The sequence below is a fragment of the Rhizobium sp. H4 genome, assembly GCF_003013335.1.
GTDB classification, from domain to species: Bacteria; Pseudomonadota; Alphaproteobacteria; order Rhizobiales; family Rhizobiaceae; genus Rhizobium; species Rhizobium sophoriradicis.
Window position 1 is genome coordinate 168,531 of record NZ_PSOW01000006.1, and the last position, 18,242, is coordinate 186,772.

The window sequence follows — 18,242 nt, forward strand, 5'->3', positions numbered from 1 at the left end:
CGTGCCGATCGAACTGACCGCCTCGCAGGCGCTGGGGCTCTGGCATGGCGTGGCGCTCGATCAGGTGCGCCTTGACGATCGCGATTTGACGTTGCGCCAGATGGCGATCCTGCTGCATATTTATCTGGTGCCGCCGCCCCACACCGTGCGCGGGCTTGCCGCCACGCTCGGTGTCACCAAGCCGGTCATCACTCGCGCGCTGGACACGATGGGCGAGATGGGCCTGGTCGACCGCGTGCGCGACGATGCCGACCGGCGCAACGTGATCATCAAGCGCACCGTCGGCGGCGCGCTTTACCTGGAAAAGCTGGGCGATCTCGTCCGTGAGCAGGGCCGGCGTCTGCCGATCTGAACGGGCGATCTGAAAGGAATGGGAATGACGATGTTCGACCGCCGCCTGCATGCCTATAGGCCCGATCTCGCGGAAGCAGAACTCGAAGGCAAGGTGGAGGCGTCGCGCTTCGTGGAAGGCGCCCCGGCACGCGTCGCCGTTCCCGTCATTGCCTTGCGCCCGGAGCCGGCGCTTGCGCGCGGCATCGATACGGAGCTGCTCCTTGGCGAGCAGGTGACGGTTTTCGATCGCGCCGACGGCTGGTGCTGGGTGAAGGCCGCGTCGGACGGTTATGTCGGTTATGTCACCGCAGACGCGCTCTCGCAAATTGACCCGGTACCGACCCATATCGTCACCGTGGCGCGCACCTTCCTCTACCCGGAGCCCGAACTGCGCAAGCCGCACCTGACGACGCTTTCGATGGGAAGCCGCATTCACGTCGCCGGCGAGGCGGAAGTGCGGGGCAATCATTATGTCGTGCTCGAGGATGGAACCGCGATCTTCGCCAGGCACGTCCAGCCGATCGGCGCTTGCGACGGTGCCGATTATGTCGAGATCGCCGCCCGGTTCCTGGAGACGCCCTATCTCTGGGGCGGGCGCTCCGGTCTCGGCATCGATTGCTCCGGCCTGGTCCAGCTTGCGATGCTGATGACCGGCCGACAGGCGCCGCGTGATACCGACATGCAGGCAGCCGGCCTCGGCGAAGCGATCGATCGTACTGAAATCCGTCGCGGTGACCTGGTGTTCTGGAAGGGCCATGTGGCGATTTTCGAGGATCCGCAGAGCATCCTTCATGCCAATGGTCACAGCATGACGGTGGCGCGCGAGAATTTCGATGCCGCCGTCGAGCGCATCGGCTCGCTCTACCAACAGCCGACCGGTTATCGCCGCCCATTCAAGTGACTGGTGGCTGCGGCCAGGCGCTCACGCCGCCCGTCCAGTCTTCGAAGGCTCTCGACAGCCTGAGGACCCGCATGTCGTCGAAGCGTGGTCCGACGATCTGCAGCCCGATCGGCATGCCCGACCGGGAGAAGCCGCAATTGATCGAGGCGGCCGGCTGTTCCGACATGTTCCATGGCACGGTGAAGGCGATATGTTCGAACGGCCTTGCCGGATCGTTGGTCGGCGATGCCCATTCGGCCGGATAGGAAATGATCGGGTTTGTCGGTGAGAGCAGCGCGTCGATCATTGTGAACAGCTGTCCGCAGCTCCTGCGCATTTCGATCGTCTGGTTAAAGCCTCTGACCGCATCGACGCCGCTGACATCGGCGCCGGCCTTCGCCCAATCGCCTATATAGGGCAGGATACTGTCGCGCCGCTTTTCCTCCAGGCCTGCTATATCGCTCCAGAGGCGGGCGCGCCAAAAGCTGTCGAGCCCATCAAGCATGGCGCGCGTCAGCACCGGTTGGGCGGATATGATGGTGGCGCCGGCCTTCTCGAAACCTTTTGCCGCCGCTTCGACCGCGCCCCCGATTTCGTCATCCACCGCAAGCCCGCAACCGGCATCGAGCATCAGGCCGATCTTCATCCCTGACATGTCGATTTCGAGATCCATCCAGTTGAAATCGTTCGGCGGCAGGCTGGTGCCGTCGCGCCAGTCCGGCCGTGACAGCGTCGCCATGGAATAGGCCGCATCTTCGACCCTGCGCGTCATCGGGCCGAGGCAGCGCCCGACATAATAGGGATCGGCCGGGATGCGCCCGTGGCTCGGCTTGAAGCCGAAGATCCCGGTCCAGCCGGCGGGCAGGCGCACCGAGCCGCCGATATCTGTGCCGATATGCAGCGGCCCGTAGCCGGCCGCCGCCGCGCCGGCAGCCCCGGCGCTCGATCCGCCGGGGTTCTGTGTGATGTTCCAGGGATTGCGGCTAAGGGGATGAAAGCTCGAAAGGCCGGAGGATAGCATGCCGTAATCGGGGCAGGTGGTTTTGGCGAAGATCACAGCGCCATCCTCGCGAAGCCGGGCGGCGGCCGGCGCATCGGCTTCCGCCGGTTTCAGCTCCACCGCCTTGGTGCCGAACGGCACCGGCTGGCCCTTCGTAGCGATCAGTTCCTTCAGCGTCACCGGAATGCCGTCGAGCGGACCGAGCGGCAGTCCCTTCGCCCACCGCGCCGTCGATGCTTTCGCCTGCACACGCGCCGCTTCCGGATCGTAGAGGTAGAGTGCTGAAATCGACGGTTCCCAGGCGGCGATATGGTCTTCGAGGGCGAGCCAGTACTCGAGTGGCGAAAGGCTTTTATCGGCGAAGCGCCGTCGGAGCGCGCGGATGGTCAGATTGGTATCGCTCGCCGCAGTCTTGGGCCTTTCTTTTCTCGAGGACATCAGCGGCTTGCCTCGCGTGGATCGAGAAGATCGCGCAAGCCGTCGCCGAGCATGTTGAAGCCGATGACAGCAAGCGCGATGGCAAGGCCCGGCAGGATCGCCAGCCAAGGGGCCAACGCCAAGTAGGTTTGCGCATCGGCGAGCATCCGGCCCCATGTCGGCGCCGGCGGCGCCAGGCCGAGGCCGAGGAAGCTGAGACCGGCTTCGGTCAGGATCGCCAGCCCGAGCTGGATCGCCCCATGCACGATGATCTGGCTGATAATATTCGGCAGCACATGGCGCAGCGAAATAGTCAGGCGCGTGTTGCCGATCGCGCATGCTGCCGTCACATAATCCCGGCTCCAGGCCTGCAGCGAGGTTGCAAGCGTCACCCTGGCAAAGACCGGGATCATGAACACGGCGATCGCCGCGATCGCGGTGGACCGTCCCGGCCCGAGAAAGGCGCCGAGCACCATCGCCGACAGGATCGGCGGCAAGGCAAAGATGACGTCGCAGATGCGCATCAGCAGCGCTTCTAACGGGCCGCGGATCGCCGCCGCCGAAATGCCTGCGACCGAACCGAGCGTCCCGCCGATCGCCACCGCGGTGATGGCGATCGACACCGAATTCCAGCATCCCGCCATCAGCATAGACAGCACGTCACGGCCGAACTGGTCGGTGCCGAGCAAGCCGAAGGCAAGCGGCGGCTGCAGTTTGTGGACGATCTGCATCTTTTCAGGCGGCAGCGGCGTCCAGACGAGCGACAACAGCGCAACCGCGATCAGCACGCCAACGATGACAGCACCGGAGATGAGGTTTGTTCGCCGGCTAAGTCTGGAGCCCGGACGGCGGCTGGCGATGGCCGTGGAGGTAATCGGCACCATGGTCAAGCCGCCCTTCTCATCCTGGGATCGATCGCGAGGTAAGAGAGATCGACGATGAAATTCACCACGATGACGAGGGCAGCGAAGAACAGCACCACGTCCTGCATCACGATGATGTCGCGCTGGGAAAGGGCCTGCAGGGCAAGCCGACCGAGGCCGGGCAGGTTGAAGACGTTTTCCACCAGCACTGCGCCGGCGACGAGAAAGGTGAACTGCAGGCCGATCATGGTCAGGATCGGGATCAGCGCGTTCGGCACGACGTGGCGCCACAACACAGCGCTGCGCGAAAGTCCTTTGGCGACGGCGGTGCGAGCAAAGTCCTCATGCATCGTCTCGAGCACGGCCGAACGCGCCACCCGCGTCAACACGCCAGCCTGCGGCATCGCCAGTGCGACTGCCGGTAGAACAAGCGCCTGCAACGCCGGCAGCAAACCGGCGCCCCAGCCCGGGAAACCGCCAGCCGGCATCAGTCTGAGCATCGTCGAAAACAGAATGATCAACAGCAAGGCCACCCAGAAAGCCGGCATTGCGATACTGATCTGTGAAAACAGCGCTGCGGCGATATCAAAGGCACGGCCGCGGCGCGAGGCGGCCAGTACCCCGACCGGCAGGGCGATCGCCACCGAAAATGCGATCGCCATCAGCGCCAGCGGCAGCGTCACCGCCAGCCGCTCGACGATCAATCCCGCGACCGGGACACCATAGGTGTAGGATTGGCCGAGATCGCCTGACAATACGCCGGTCAGCCATTGCCCGTAACGCAGGATGAGCGGCTGGTCGAGCCCGAGATCATGGCGCAGCGCCGCTAAGGTCTCCGGGCTTGCCGACGTGCCGAGCAGGATCGAGGCGGGATCGCCGGGCAGCAGATCCATGACGGTGAAGATCAGCAACGAGACGATGAGAAGCGTGATGACAAGGCCGGCAAAGCGGCGGGCAAGGAGGGCGATCATGTGGGCCACGCTGCCGAGATGGCACGGCGGCTCTCCCATGGGCTGGCGTTGGATTTGGCGAGAAGTTCAACCCCACTCTCTGTCATCCTCGGCCTTGAGCCGAGGATCCATGTCGCGGCTGTTGGTGGGTGCCGTGTGGATGCTCGGCTCAAGGCCGAGCATGACGGAGGGCGGGGCGGGTGGAAGGAGCCATCTAAGGCGCTGGCGCCAGGAGTGCCGTCCAGCGAAATCAAACCATGTCGGCCCCATCTGAATGGAGTTGGCGAGCCAGGGGAAGGGCTGCACGCTGTATCGGCCAAATACATGTCGGATCTGTCCAAGGCCATCCCCTTTATTGCGTCACCACCCGGCCCGCCGCCTCACTCCTCCCAGGAAACTCCGGACAGCACGTTGGAAGGGATCGGCTCGTTCTCCCACAGCCCCTTCAGCTTCCTGTCCCAGACGCCGAGTTTCGGCATGACGAAGAGGTAGAGCGCCGGCACGTCCTCGGCGAGGATCTTCTGCGCTTGCGCATAGATCGCATTCTGCGCGGCGGGATCGGCCGTCTCCTGGACCTTCTTCATCAACGCGTTGAAATCAGGGTTCTTGTAGTTGAAATAATAGGGATCGCGGGCATAGATGTCGATGTCGAGCGGCTCGGCATGGGCGACGATCGTCATGTCGAAGTTGCGGTCCTTCATGATGTCCTGGATCCATTTCGCCGGAAACTCGGTCGGCTCGATATTCATCGTCACGCCGATCTCGGCAAACATCGCCTGCATCACCTGAGCGCTGCGCGGCGCATAAGCCATCTGCGGCGATTTGATCGTGAAGGTCAAGCCGTTGGGGTAGCCTGCTTCGGCCAGCAGCGCCTTGGCCTTCTCGACGTCATAGGGCAGCACGCCGGTCATATCCTGATAACCCGGATCGTTCGGCGTGTAATGGCTGCCGATCGGCGTTCCGAGGCCCGACCATGCGCCGTCGATCACCGTCTTGCGGTCGATTGCCATCATCAGCGCCTGGCGCACGCGCTTGTCGTCGAAAGGCTTCTTGGCATTGTTCATGCCGGCGACGACCTTGAGCTCGGTATTGCCGATCCTGGTGACGAGCCTGGCATCCCCGTCGAATGAGCTCATCAGCTCGGGTGCGGCAAATTCCGGAAAGGCGTCGAGATCGCCGGATTTCAGCGCGGCTGCCTGCGCCTGCGGGTCGGCGATGAAGCGGAAGGTCACCTTGTCGAGCTTGGCGGCCGCATCCTTGTTCCAGTAGTCGGCATTCCTGATAAGTTCGACCCTGTCGCCCTTTGCCCAGCTGACGAATTTGAAGGGGCCGGTGCCGATCGGCGTCACCTTGTCATCGGCCGCCGTCTTCGGCGCGACCATCACCGAAGCCGGCCAGCCGAGCCAGTAGAGCAGACTGCCGGTCGGCGCTGAGAGATGCAGCACCAGCGTTTTCGCATCGGGCGTTTCGATCGAGGCGATCGAGGCGAAGAAGCGCTTCTGCGGATTGACCGAATCGGCGCCGCGGGCGCGGTCGAGCGAAAACTTGGCGCTGGCGGAATCGAAAGTCTCGCCATCATGGAATTTGACGCCGGTCTGCAGCTTGAATGTATAGGTCAGGCCATCGGGCGAGACCTCCCAGCTCTTTGCCAGCTGCGGCTGGACCTTGCCGCTCTGGTCGATCCTCACCAGTCCCTCGAACACGTTCTGCCAGGTGACCTGGCCGATGGCGACGGGGGCTGCGATCGTCGGGTCGAGCCCGGTCGGCTCGACGCTCATGCCAAGGTTGAGGGTGGTTTTCGCCGCTTCCGCCGGCGTCATCGCCGTCATCATCAGACCGGCCGAAAGCGCAGTGCCAAGGGAAAGCCGCCGGACGAAACGTCCCGAAGGCGCAAACGAAAGCTTATTCATCATGCCCATTCTACCAGGTTGCGACCATAAGGCGTGTCGCGATCTTTCAGATCTGCCTGCCGCTTCCGGTCTTTGTTGTCCGCATGTCTTTGACGCAAACGCTGCACAGTTTTGCGAGACATGTCTATTCAATCAATGACCGTCTGGATAGCGGTCGCGCCACGCCTTCTGCGCGCCTTCGGCCGGAAGGGCGCTCGCCTCGTAGACGCCGCGGGCGATCGCCCGCGCCATCACGATGGTGGCGAGGTGGCAAAGCTCCATCAGGCTTGCCATGTCGTCTCGTCGATGCCTGCCTGTTGAAGCGGCAAAGACGGTGTCGCCGTCGAGCGGCAGGTGCGCCGGCAAAAGCGCCCGGGCAAAGCCGTCATGGCCGGCCAGCGAAAGCCGGTGCGCCTCCGCCTTCGTCAGCTGCGCGTCGGTCACCACCGCGCCGATTGTCGTTGCCGGCGTGTTCGTCCCCTTGAGCCGCATCCGGTGGTCGGTCACGGCAGGCATGCCGAGCCCGCCGAATTCGCCGTCCTTCTCGAAGGGCGCCGCCCAGAAATGCGGCCCGTCGCCGATCGTTGCCGAGCCGAGTGCGTTGACAGCGACAACAGCCGCGACGCAGTGTCCGGCGCTGCTGACGGCACTGGCCGAGCCGAGCCCGCCCTTGAAGGTGGCCGTCGTCGCCCCCGTCCCGGCGCCTGTCGTGCCGAGCGCGAAGGCGCCCTTGGCTGCTGCCTTCAAGGCCGCATAACCCATGTCGCGATAGGGCGAGTGCAGGCCCCAGTCCTTGTCGCCGCCGTTCAGCAGGTCCATCAGGATCGCCTGCGGCACGATCGGGATGCGCATCGAACCGACCGCAAAACCGCGGCCGATCTCGCGCAATCCCGCCTGCACGCCGCCGGCGGCGTCGAGCCCGAAAGCCGAGCCGCCGGAGAGCACGAAGGCGTCGACGGCGTTGACGGTCATCGACGGGTCGAGCAGGCCGGTATCGCGCCCGCCCGGCGCGCCGCCGAGCACCGTGCCCGATGCGACGGCCGGCTCGTCGAAGACGATGACCGTAACGCCGGAACCGAGGGTGAGATCGGTGGCATGGCCGACGGCGACGCCGTCAATATCGGTGATCAGATTGAGAAGGTCAGGCAAGGGCGGATCCTTGTGCACGAAGGGCCGCCGATAGGACTGCAATTGTCCTCAAAAAACAAGACCGGCCCCTAAGGACCGGGGACAACAGAAAGCCGCCAAACGCGGCAGCGGCTGCATGCCCTCAGGCATGAAGGGGCTTCGGATGACGGCGGGTCATCAGGTCGTGAATGGCCAGCCGCACCTCATCCGGCGAAGCGAAACGCTGCTCGTCGAGGTCGTGGACGTGGTATTTCACGGCGATGAACTTCAGCCGGTCTTCGTCTGGAATGACGATCCCGACGGGAACGCCTGCATATTCGATAACTTGCTTCTTCATAGATAGAACTCCTGCCGCGCGATAGGCGCAGCCATGGCGAATTGACTTGTCTGGTACCGTTGAAAAGGAGGACGAACGTCACATTCGACAGTTCGGGCGGGAGAGGGCGCCCGGACGGTCATTGCCAAGCACAGATCGCCAAAGGAAAGTGGCGAGAATATCGATGTCTATCATGTCTCGTTCCTTGCGTTGGCGTTGCGCTTGAGTGGTCTCGGAAGAGCCCGGGACCGGTGATGGCTGACTTGGTAATCTACTAACTTGGTAGACATTACCCGATAGCCTGTCAGAAACATATTCCGAAACGTGTCAAAAAATCGACGATCCGGAAAATTCTATTCTATTCCAGCTAAACTTACGGAAAGACACATATCAGCTTTTCGTAAAATTCGCATGACAGAATCGAAACTCTTTCGATCGCCGCAGCAGACATAGGAAGCCCGGCTGAATCAGGCAATGGGCCGTTTCATTAAAAATCGAAATGCCTCGAAATGACCGATTTGGTTAATGTCGGAAAGGCCGCGCTCACCAGCCTTCGTCGAGCACCTTTTCCAGCATGTCCGCGAAGAAATCCGCGCTTTCGATGCTGAGGCAGAGCGGCGGTTTGATCTTCAGCACGTTTTGGTGATCGCCGGTCGGCTGCATGATGACGCCGAGTGTTAGAAGCCGGTCGCAGATGGCCGCCGTCTCTGCCGTCGCCGGCTCCAGCGTCGTTCTGTCGCGGACGAATTCCAGGCCGAGATAGAGGCCCATGCCATGCACGGCGCCGGCGATCGGGTAACGGTCGATCAGCGCCGCAAGCCGCCCCTTCAGGTGATCGCCGACCGTGCGGGCATTTTCCTGCAGCTTTTCCTCGGCCATGATATCGAGCACCGCCGTGCCGGCGATGCAGCTGACCGGGCTGCCACCGGTCGAGGAAAAGAAGGGGCCTTCCTTCTCCAGTGACTGCGCGATCGCGCGTGTGGTGATGACGGCGCCAAGCGGATGGCCGTTGCCCATGCCCTTGGCGACGGTGATGATATCGGGCACCACTCCTTGTTGTTCGAAACCCCAGAAATAATGACCGAGCCTGCCATAACCGACCTGCACCTCGTCGGCGATGCAGAGGCCGCCGCGGGCGCGCACCTGGGCGTAGATCTCCCGGAGATAACCGTCCGGCAAGGGAATGCCGCCGGCATTGCCGTAGACTGATTCGCAGATGAAGCCGGCCAGGCCTTGGCCGCCGGCGTCGATCGTCTCCAGCATCGGCATGACGGCGCTGAGATAGCTCGCGGCCGTGTCGGGCCCGCGAAACGCGCCGCGATAGGTATTCGGCGAGACGACCGCATGCACCCAATCCGGCCTGGTGCTCAGCGCCTCAGGATTGTCGGCGATCGAGGTGGAGACGGCGTCACTCGCCGCCGACCAGCCGTGATAGGCTTCGAGCAGGCACAGCATATCACGCGCGCCGCTATGGGCTTGCGCCAGCCGGATCGCCAGATCGTTCGCCTCGGAGCCGCTATTGACCAGAAAGACCGTATCGAGCCCCTCAGGCGCAAGCGCGGCGAGCCGTTCGGAAAATTCCGCGATCGCGGCATAGTGGAAGCGAGAATTCGTATTGAGCCGCAGCCATTGTGCGCCGATTGCCGCCGCGAACCTGGGGTGGCCATGGCCGAGGATGGTGACGTTGTTGACCATATCGAGATAGGCGCGGCCCTCGACATCGAACAGATGTTCTTTCCAGCCGCGCTCGATCTGCGGCGGCGCGGCATAATAGTGCTTCTGCGCGTTTGCGACATGCGCCTGCCGCGTGACGAGCAGACCAGCGGTTTCCGGTTGCGGAGCATCCGCTTGCCGGTCGAGAAGGGGCGAGGGTGAAGGGCAGAGCACCGACCAGGCCGCTGCCTCGCGCGGCGTGGCAAAGAGCGGCGGTTCGAGGCCCGCGACGCTGCAGAGCTGGAGACGCAGCCCGCCGAGCGACGACGCCTCTCCGGCGACCGTGCCCAGCAACTCGCCGCTGGCAACCTCGGCTTCATTCTCGACCGAGAGGTCGAGCCCGTCGAGGTGCAGGGTCACCGTCTGGGAGGTCAGGATCAGATGCTGGTCCTTCCAGCCGATGCGGCCGGCAAAGGGTGCTGCGACCGCGCTTCCCGCCGCAAGGCATATATCGACATGCAGAGCGCAGGTCGCCTGTTCCTTGGTGTTTGCGAGGGCCGCGCGGGAGAGCCGATATTCACCGTAGCGCGTTGCCGCCGTGCCGTTTTCGGTCGCAGCCCGGGCAAGCAGCCGCCAGTCCATATCGGCATTCAGCCAGTTGCCGGCGGAAAAATGCGGGCTCTGCACCCCGAGATCGATATAGGCGATCGCGGCAGGATCGATGTCGGGCAGCAGCGGCAGCCATTCCGATGCGTCCGGGGCGGCGACGCCCACGCCGGCCGCCTTGAGGATGGCGGCCTCCATCAGTTCGAACGGAACCGACATCGCCGTATCGAAGATCGCCCGCTCGCGGTCGAGATTGCCGCGGACATAGTCGTTGTCGGGATCGACTGAAATCTGCTGCTCGCTGCTGGCGACGAGGATGACCGCGCGCGCGACGATCAGCGGCCACAGCGCCTTCAGTTCGTCGTCGCTCAGCGGATAGATCGCCTGATAGGCGGTGACGGCGGGTAGGATATGAAAGGGGTCGCCATTCGCCTGATGCAGCAGCGAGGCGCAGGTGACGGCGAGGTCGCCGACCAGCCAGCCGCGGATGATGTCGCCGAAATCGATCACCCCGTCGGGGATGGTGTGGCCACGGGCATCGCGATGGCCGACAACATTGTCGCCTGTGACGTCGTGATGGACGGCCTGCAGCCGGAGCGACGGCGCCAGCGGCTGGATGCGACGTACGGCCATGACCATGGTCTTGGCGATCCGATCGCGCGCGGCGCTATCGGTGATGGCGGAAAGCAACTGCACGGCAACCGGCCCGGCCCGCCTCAGGTCCCATTGCAGGCTGCGGTCGAGGCCCGGATGGTCGAAATCGGCAAGCGCCAGCGCCAGTCTCGCGCAGAGAGCGCCAAGCGCCGCGACGGAAGCCGGCGCCAGATATGTCAGTTCCGTCAGCCCTCGACCTCCCAGATATTCCAGCAGCCTGACCTGATAGCCCTGCCCGCGCACGGTAAGGACAAGGATCTCCCGCCCGTCATTCGTGGCGATCACAGTGGGAACGCGTGGCGCGTCCGCCTTGCTTTTCAGGTGATGGATCGCCGCGTTCTGCGCTTCGAGTTCGCGGGTCTCGTAAGCCGCATGGCAAATCTTCAGCACATAACGGCCGCGATCGCTGTCGACGCGATAGTTGCGATCCTGCTGGCTGCCGAGTTCGGCAAGCGTGCCGGACAGGCCGTAATGGGCAAGCAGGATCTCTTCCGCGTCTGCGATGGTGACGTCGGGACGCGGCAGCGCCATGCGATCAACAAGCGCCTCGTCGTTCATGACACCCCCTCCCGCAGCATGATTCGATTACCCGTTGAGCGAGATAATCAAATACTTGCTGTCGGCAGGCAACGGGTGATTGTCGTTTGCCAGCAAAAGAGATGCCGGCCTTGGCGGCTTCACCCCATGCGTTCGGAGGCGTAGCTTCCGGGGCTGGCCGGGAAGACGACGGTGCGGTTGCCGTTGATGAAGGTGCGGTGGTGGATATGGGCGTGGATGGCGCGGGCCAGCACCTGGCTTTCGACATCGCGGCCGATCGAGACATAGTCGTCGGCGCTCTGGGCATGGGTGATGCGCGCCGTGTCCTGCTCGATGATCGGGCCTTCGTCGAGATCGGCGGTGACGTAGTGGGCGGTTGCGCCGATCAGCTTGACGCCGCGCTCATAAGCCTGCTTGTAGGGGTTGGCACCCTTGAAGGACGGCAGGAAGGAATGGTGGATGTTGATGATCCTGCCCGACATCTGCTTGCAGAGCTGGTCGGAGAGGACCTGCATGTAGCGGGCGAGCACGATCAGTTCGGTGCCGGTCTGGTTGACGAGCTCGACGAGCTGGGCTTCGGCCTGCGGCTTGTTTTCCTTGGTCACCTTGATGTGGTGGAAGGGGATGTCGTGATTGACGACGACCTTCTGGTAATCGAAATGATTGGAGACGACGCCGACGATGTCGATCGGCAGGGCGCCGATCTTCCAGCGGTAGAGCAGGTCGTTGAGACAATGGCCGAAGCGCGACACCATCAGCAGCACCTTCATGCGGCTTTCGCTGTCGTGGAACTCGTAGTCCATTTCGAAAGGTGCGGCGACGGCGGCAAAATCGGTGCTGATCGCCGAGCCGGACAGCCCCTCTTCCGAAATGAAGCTGACGCGCATGAAGAACTTGCCGGTATCGAGATCGTCGAACTGTGAGCTGTCGATGATGTTGCAGCCCTTCTCCGCCAGATAGCTGGAAATCGCCGCAACGATGCCACGCGTCGATTTGCAGGATACCGTCAATACATAGCTTCTCATATCTGTCCCTCTTCCCTCTTCAAGAGCGCCGCCGTGCTTAGATCAAAGCCCGGGCCGCGAATAGGCCGGTGCGCTTTCATTCATGCGACAAATTGCAAGATGAACCATCACGTTTGTGCAAGTTCTCTCGCTTCCAGGCCTTAGCTTAGGAGAAGTTGCGCAAAAAACTGTGCCGCCAGCGCCGTGGGGATGCGTATTCTCGCCTTCGGCACGAAAGTCAGGCCGGCGGACGGCTTGCTGCGGCCACCTTGCGGCGCGGCGTGGTGATTTCGTGGACGATGGCACCGCCGACCGACGAGAGCACCAGCGACAGGATCACGAAGAGCACCGGCTGCTGCAGGATGCCGATCGGCAGGCGGTCGGCGGCGACCCTGAGGAAAGCAAGCGTGAAAGCGTGGGTGATGTAGATGGCGTAGGAGCAGTCGCCGAGATAGTTGAGCCATCTCAGAACCGGCAGCCGGGAAAAATCGGTGGAGACCGCGCCGTAGAGGATGAAGACTGCCGGGACCCCCCAGGCGTAGAACCGGCTCTCCGGCGGCATCAGCGCCTCGTTGACGAGGAGGAACGCAAAGCCAATGGCGAGCGCCGCCCATGCCCAGCGGTTCGGCAGGAGCGCCTTCTGCCCATATAGCCAGCCAAGCACCACGCCGGCGAGAAACTCCAGCATGATCGGTTCGCCGTAGAACCGGGTGGCCGTTGTTTCCGGCAGCAGCCGGCAGGCGATCAGGATCACGGCAAAGACGGCAAACATGGCCGGAATCCGGCGGGCTTCCGAGAGCGGCAGCAAGAGGGCAAACACGAAATAGAAGAACATCTCGTAGTTCAGCGTCCAGCCCGGCACGACGACGGGGGTGATCGTGCCGGGATCGGCGGCATTGGCCCATGGCAGAAAGAACAGCGAGGCGATTAGATGCGGAAGGTCGAACACCGTCGATTTCAGCAATGATGGGGCCGCCAGCGCCACGACAGCAGAAAACAGCGTTGCCAGCCAATAGAGCGGGACAATCCTTCTGATGCGGCGGCGGGCGAAATCGAAGGGGCTCATCGCGCGCCCGCTCGTCGTCAGCCACATCACGAATCCGCTGAGGACGAAGAAGATGTCGACCCCGGTTTCACCATAGAGAAAAGCCGTCGCGTCAACGGCGGGATTGACTTTGGCAAGCTGCAATATCGCATGGAAATAAACGACCATCAGCGCCGCGACAGCGCGCAGATATTGAAGCTGGACAAGCATCGAGCGTCTTGCTCCTCGGGCTCGCGCCGGCGCCGGTCCCTTCCGCGCGGCTGCGGTCAACTCGTTACATCTGCCGCACGACCCTGCCGGATGCGCGGGTTGTCGTGGAAGCGCATATATCCGACGACGAACCACAGGAGGCCGGCAATCTTCATCGAGAAAACCGCCGTCCCTCCGATCATCATATTCAGAAAAATGAAAAGAGAAAGTGAATGGGCGCAGCGCCGCTGCGCCGCCGTGCGGCCTGCTGGGAAGAGGCAGACGAACAGCCAGAAGGCGATGACGCCGAAAATGGTCGCCGCGTAGATCAGGTAGACATAGCCGCTGTCGGCGAATTCGGCGACCCTGTCGACCGAAAGGCCGAGAACGGCAAGAGGATCGAGCTCCATGATCTTCTTCATCGTCAGATTGATGCGGCCGGTGAAATTGTCACCTGTCGCATTGGGCTTCATGGTGTAGACGAGGAAACCTGCGGCGATGATCAGCGGCATCAGCGCCAAGTTGAAATTCTTCGGGATCTTCGGAAAGACGAAATAGCCGACGATGCAGGCAAAACAGAAGATCAGCATCGTGCGCGTATCGTTCGTCACCAGGATCAGCACTGCCGTGGCGATGAACAGCAGCCGGTCCCACCGGCTAATTCTGTCCCACATCGACACCAGATAGATCGCAATCACGCCGCAGAAATTGGCGAGCGACACCTGTTCGAGGAAGATCGATGACGAGCGATGGTCGATGATGCCGAAGGAGAAGCGCTCGGGAAAACCGAGTGCGTTCTGGAACAGGCCTGTCTTATTGTAGCTCAGCGGCAGCAGTCCGCGCGTATTGGCGAAATAATCGGACGGATGCACGATGCTGACATAGAACGGCACGCTGACGATCTCAAAGATCAGGAAGATCAGCACCGCAAGGCTGGCCCAGCGAAAGGCCAGCTTCATGGTTTTCTCGTTGCTCCAGCCGCCAATACCGGAAAAGCAGAAGATGATCAGCACGTTGCGGAAATGATCGACGAACGGTAGGCGGTTGAGCACGCTGACATAGATGGTCACGACAAGCGTGAACAGCAGGAACAAGAAGGCCGGCAGGTCGGTTTCGTAAATCCCCTTATGGAGGATGTAGATGATGGCGCTTGCCAGAATCAGGCCCTCGCTGGCGGCGACATGCGTCAACGAAAGCGGCACGATGTTGTGGTTGATGAAGGCCAGGATGCCGTTATAGAGCACCGACAGCAGCCCGAGCCAGAGCACCGGATGGTCGACGCGCGATCCACTCGCGGCCGCATCGACCCGGTTGCTCGCCACGGTGAACGTCACTGCTTTCTGATCGAGCGCTGCCACGGTCAGTTCTCCGCGGGCTTGACGGCGGTGCAGGCGCCGGCATCGGCTTTGGCCGACTCGGCGAGAAGCCGCATCTGCGGCCGCTCAGGGCCCTGACGCGGCTGAACGTTGAAAGGTTCGTTCGCCGGCCACCATTCGCCGGCCGCCCAATAAGACCAGCCGAGCCAGACGTCGCTATTTCCAGACATGGTGGCGTAGATTTCTCTCAGCCCGCCCATGCAGTCCTTGTCGGCGGAGGCGCCGAATTCGCCGAGAAAGCCGCGCTTGTGGTTTTGCTTCAGCCAGGCGGTGACCCCGGCGATCGCTTCGACCGCGGCATCCGCACCTTCGCAGGTTGGATGGGTTCCCGACGAATCGACGTCGAGATATTGGTGGACCTCGTACGCGTAGAAATCGAGAGGATCGCGCACGCCGAGCATCACCGTGCCGTTGGCGCCGCCGATCACATCCTTTTCCCAGCTGTGAGCGCCGCTCCAGGCCGTGCCCGGCACGAGGATGAGATTGCGTGCGCCGACGGCCCGGATACCGCGGATCGCGGCGTTGGCGGCATCGAGCCAGTCCGTTGCCTTAATGTCATGCGGTTCGTTCATCAGGCCGAAGAGCACGCCGTTCTCATTGGCGAATTCGACCGCGAGCCTCGCCCAGAAGTCGGCGAACGCGGCGTCCGTCGCCGGCGCAGTGCCGATCTGTACTTTGTCGTAATAGCCGAAATTATGCGGGTCGAGCAGGACCGCCATGCCGTGCTTGCGGATTAAGGCAGCGGTATCTTTGATCCGCTTGATTTCGTCATCGTCGAGCCGGCCGCCGAGCGCCGGCTGCAGCCGCTCCCAGCGGAAGGGCAGCCGGATGATCGTCATGCCCTTTTTGGCGAAATAGCCGATCGTCTCTTCGCTTGGATAGATATAGTTCGTGCCGTAGGTGCCGCCGCGCTCGCCATATTCGCCGCCCGAGAGATTGACGCCGCGATAGCAGGGCGCACCGGCCGCAAAGACCGACGACGGGGTGAGAGCGGCCGCAAGCAGCAGCGCCACCAGATGTCGTGTCGTCCTCATCCTACCCTCGAATCACGGCAAATCGCGACATCGACGTCGCTCGGGCCCATCTTAACGGTCCGTTAGCTAAGAATTTCTAAAGTCTCGGCACCTCGGCTTCAGTCTTTCACGCTGGGCGGGACACGAGTGCGCGTATGAGCCAGTATGACAGGAATAGAGTAAGCCGGCTGCCCGGCTGGCGCAGTTATGAGCCGCCTCAGCCTGCGCCGGAAGGCGTGCGGCTGCGCAGTCCTATCGTCCGCCCGGATGATTTCGCCCGCCCGGCGCCCGAACCCGCTCCTCCGCCTTTCGTGCCGCCGCCGGCAAGCGTTGCGCAAACGCGCCGTTACGAACAGCCGTCGCCTCCGCCTGCCGAGCGGCCCGCGTTTGATGTGCCGCCGCAGAGCGTGTCGGCACCCGCCGCTCCGCTTCTCGACCTCCGCTCCAGCATCGCGGCGATCTGGAGCCACCGCCTGGTGGTGCTTGCCCTCGCCCTTCTCGGCGCCGTCGCCGGCGGCGCGCTGGCGCCGTTCATCGGCCAGAAATACACGGCCGTCAGCAGCCTCTATTTCGATCCGCGCCAGATCGGCCTTGCCGAGGCCGGTGCGCAATCTTCCGGTCCGTCGCCTGAAATGATCTCGGCGCTGATCGACAGCCAGGTGCAGATTCTGACTTCGGGCAATGTGCTGCGCCGCGTCGTCGAGGCGATGAAGCTCGATCAGGATCCGGAATTCACCGGCGGCCGCACCGATGGCGCTGCCGTCATCGGCACCCTGCAGAAGGCGCTTGTCATCACCCGCCAGGCCACCACCTATGTCGTTTCGCTTGCCGCGACGACCAATGATCCGGAAAAATCGGCAAAGCTTGCCAACCAGGTCGTCACTGCCTTCACCGAAGAGGAAAACAGCGCCTCGAACGGCCTCTACGAAAACACCTCCTCGACACTCGGTGGACGCCTCGACGACCTGCGCCAGAAGGTGCTGGAGGCCGAGCAGGCGGTCGAGACCTTCCGCGCCGACAACGACATGGCCGCGACCGAGGGCAACCTGATTTCCGATCAGCGGCTCGGCTCGCTGAACACGCTGCTGGTGACGGCGCAGGAAAAGACCATCCAGGCCAAGGCCCGCGCCGACGCCGTCGCCAATCTGCGCGTCGAGGACATCGTCGCCGGCAATCAGACCGAGGGCGGCGCCACCTCGCCGCTGGTCAGCCTGCGTCAGCAATATGCAGCCCAAGCCGCCGCCGTCGGCAGCCTCGAAAGCCAGATGGGCACGCGTCATCCGCGCCTGCAGGCGGCCCGCTCCTCGCTGCAGAGCATATCCGGCGAAATCAAGGGTGAATTGCAGCGCCTCGCCACCTCGGCACGCGGCGAATACGAGCAGGCGAAGGCCGCCGAAGACAGCATCGCCAAGGAGCTTGCCGTCCAGAAGGCGCTGCAGGCGACGACCTCGGACAAGCAGGTGGAATTGAACGAATTGCAGCGCAAGGCGACGGCGGCGCGCGATATCTACGAGACGGTACTGAAGCGCTCGAGCCAGACGAGCGAGGAGCAGAACCTCAGCCAGAGCAACATTCGCGTCATCTCGCCGGCCGAGCCGCCGGTCAAGGCCGATGGCCCGGGAAAAAAGATCCTGCTGGTCGCCGGCATCATCGGCGGTCTGCTTGCCGGTTTCGTCGTCGGCGCCGGCTTTGCGATTCTCGCCGGCCTCTTCAGCCATCCCATCGTCAGAAGCTATTTCAGGAAAACGCCCGCTGCGGCTGCTTGATCACGATCCTCGGTTTTCCTACATCCTATGGGCGGCCGGCGATGCCGACAGGAGAGTTCCATGCGGCTTGTGATGATGTTTCCGATATTGCTCGTTGCCACATCAGGCCTTGCGCCAGCCTCCGCCTTTGCCGTTGACTGGTCAAAACCGGTGAATTCGGACGTTCAAGCCCTCTATCCCTACAAGGGTCTGCCCGGCGTCAAGGCGCAGCCGGACAAGAAGGAAGAGGAATCCTATAATTGCCGCACTGAAACCGTCCAGATCCGCCGCCGCTACGACGAGATCTTCCGCTCCGGCGGCATGCCGACGCTAATGTATGTCTGCGAACGCGACGGCTTCGTCACAATGGGCGGCAAGGTGCCGCTGCGCGGCCACTATCAGCCGGTGCGATAAGCGCCTCAGCCGGTCAACAAAGCCGTTGGGTGCGCCTGTCCGAACCGTCGGGCCGCCACATCGAGCAGCGTTGCCGCCACCCGACCGATATCGGCTTCGCTCATATCGTAATAGCTGGGCAGATTGATTGCGCGGCCCGTAATGCTCCAGGCGTTCACGTTCCCGGGCAGGTCTTCGAACATGGAGAGGCTGGAGAGGGATAGAAGAAGACTCGCGCGTCGATATTTTCT

The 18,242-nt window shown here is 62.9% G+C and carries 15 protein-coding genes and 1 pseudogene; 4 read left to right on the forward strand and 12 right to left on the reverse strand.

Features of this window, described 5'->3' with window-relative positions:
* Nucleotide 1 precedes the first annotated feature (1 nt).
* A complete protein-coding gene (locus tag C4N04_RS11475) occupies nucleotides 2–352 on the forward strand; it encodes a MarR family winged helix-turn-helix transcriptional regulator (RefSeq protein WP_010032039.1) in 351 nt (116 codons plus the stop codon).
* A 24-nt stretch (nucleotides 353–376) separates the two neighbouring features.
* Entirely contained in the window at nucleotides 377–1,234 is an 858-nt protein-coding gene (locus C4N04_RS11480; RefSeq protein WP_077995029.1) for an NlpC/P60 family protein, read from the forward strand.
* Here C4N04_RS11480 and C4N04_RS11485 read toward each other — a convergent pair.
* The 11 genes from C4N04_RS11485 to C4N04_RS11535 form a co-directional block, all read right to left on the reverse strand.
* Nucleotides 1,227–2,651 (reverse strand): amidase, encoded by a 1,425-nt coding sequence (locus C4N04_RS11485; RefSeq protein WP_077995028.1) that lies wholly within the window; start codon nucleotides 2,649–2,651, stop codon nucleotides 1,227–1,229. The two genes, C4N04_RS11480 and C4N04_RS11485, sit on opposite strands and share 8 nt — an antisense overlap.
* Entirely contained in the window at nucleotides 2,651–3,514 is an 864-nt protein-coding gene (locus C4N04_RS11490; RefSeq protein ID WP_077995027.1) for an ABC transporter permease, read from the reverse strand. The genes C4N04_RS11485 and C4N04_RS11490 overlap by 1 nt, the downstream gene beginning before the upstream one ends.
* Before the next feature lie 2 nt (nucleotides 3,515–3,516).
* Nucleotides 3,517–4,464 (reverse strand): ABC transporter permease, encoded by a 948-nt coding sequence (locus C4N04_RS11495; protein WP_106796060.1) that lies wholly within the window; start codon nucleotides 4,462–4,464, stop codon nucleotides 3,517–3,519.
* Nucleotides 4,465–4,823: 359 nt separating this feature from the next.
* Nucleotides 4,824–6,353 (reverse strand): ABC transporter substrate-binding protein, encoded by a 1,530-nt coding sequence (locus C4N04_RS11500; RefSeq protein WP_183598698.1) that lies wholly within the window; start codon nucleotides 6,351–6,353, stop codon nucleotides 4,824–4,826.
* Nucleotides 6,354–6,485: 132 nt separating this feature from the next.
* Nucleotides 6,486–7,481, reverse strand: a complete 996-nt coding sequence (locus C4N04_RS11505; protein ID WP_077995097.1) for a P1 family peptidase — start codon at nucleotides 7,479–7,481, stop codon at nucleotides 6,486–6,488.
* 121 nt (nucleotides 7,482–7,602) lie between these two features.
* Nucleotides 7,603–7,797, reverse strand: a complete 195-nt coding sequence (locus tag C4N04_RS11510; RefSeq protein ID WP_009995469.1) for a hypothetical protein — start codon at nucleotides 7,795–7,797, stop codon at nucleotides 7,603–7,605.
* 522 nt (nucleotides 7,798–8,319) lie between these two features.
* Nucleotides 8,320–11,247, reverse strand: a complete 2,928-nt coding sequence (locus tag C4N04_RS11515; RefSeq protein ID WP_106796061.1) for an aminotransferase — start codon at nucleotides 11,245–11,247, stop codon at nucleotides 8,320–8,322.
* A gap of 119 nt (nucleotides 11,248–11,366) precedes the next feature.
* On the reverse strand, nucleotides 11,367–12,251 hold the full coding sequence (purU, locus tag C4N04_RS11520; protein ID WP_077995025.1) for a formyltetrahydrofolate deformylase: 885 nt from the start codon (nucleotides 12,249–12,251) through the stop codon (nucleotides 11,367–11,369).
* A gap of 217 nt (nucleotides 12,252–12,468) precedes the next feature.
* The gene (locus C4N04_RS11525) at nucleotides 12,469–13,485 is read right to left on the reverse strand and encodes an acyltransferase (protein ID WP_096763096.1); all 1,017 of its coding nucleotides are present in this window, start codon (nucleotides 13,483–13,485) and stop codon (nucleotides 12,469–12,471) included.
* Nucleotides 13,486–13,541: 56 nt separating this feature from the next.
* Nucleotides 13,542–14,822 (reverse strand): hypothetical protein, encoded by a 1,281-nt coding sequence (locus C4N04_RS11530; protein ID WP_106796062.1) that lies wholly within the window; start codon nucleotides 14,820–14,822, stop codon nucleotides 13,542–13,544.
* A 2-nt stretch (nucleotides 14,823–14,824) separates the two neighbouring features.
* Nucleotides 14,825–15,874, reverse strand: a complete 1,050-nt coding sequence (locus tag C4N04_RS11535; protein ID WP_096763094.1) for a glycoside hydrolase family 5 protein — start codon at nucleotides 15,872–15,874, stop codon at nucleotides 14,825–14,827.
* 134 nt (nucleotides 15,875–16,008) lie between these two features.
* Here C4N04_RS11535 and C4N04_RS11540 point away from each other — a divergent pair, with 134 nt between their 5' ends.
* Together C4N04_RS11540 and C4N04_RS11545 are read left to right on the forward strand one after the other, a co-directional pair.
* Nucleotides 16,009–17,619, forward strand: a complete 1,611-nt coding sequence (locus tag C4N04_RS11540; RefSeq protein ID WP_106796063.1) for a GumC family protein — start codon at nucleotides 16,009–16,011, stop codon at nucleotides 17,617–17,619.
* A 60-nt stretch (nucleotides 17,620–17,679) separates the two neighbouring features.
* Complete coding sequence (locus tag C4N04_RS11545) at nucleotides 17,680–18,012, forward strand: hypothetical protein (protein WP_096763092.1); 333 nt, start codon at nucleotides 17,680–17,682, stop codon at nucleotides 18,010–18,012.
* Nucleotides 18,013–18,017: 5 nt separating this feature from the next.
* On the opposite strand, the pseudogene C4N04_RS11550 reads toward C4N04_RS11545, so the two are convergent.
* Nucleotides 18,018–18,238, reverse strand: a pseudogene (locus C4N04_RS11550) (DegT/DnrJ/EryC1/StrS family aminotransferase); the annotation flags it as partial.
* Nucleotides 18,239–18,242: the final 4 nt, after the last annotated feature.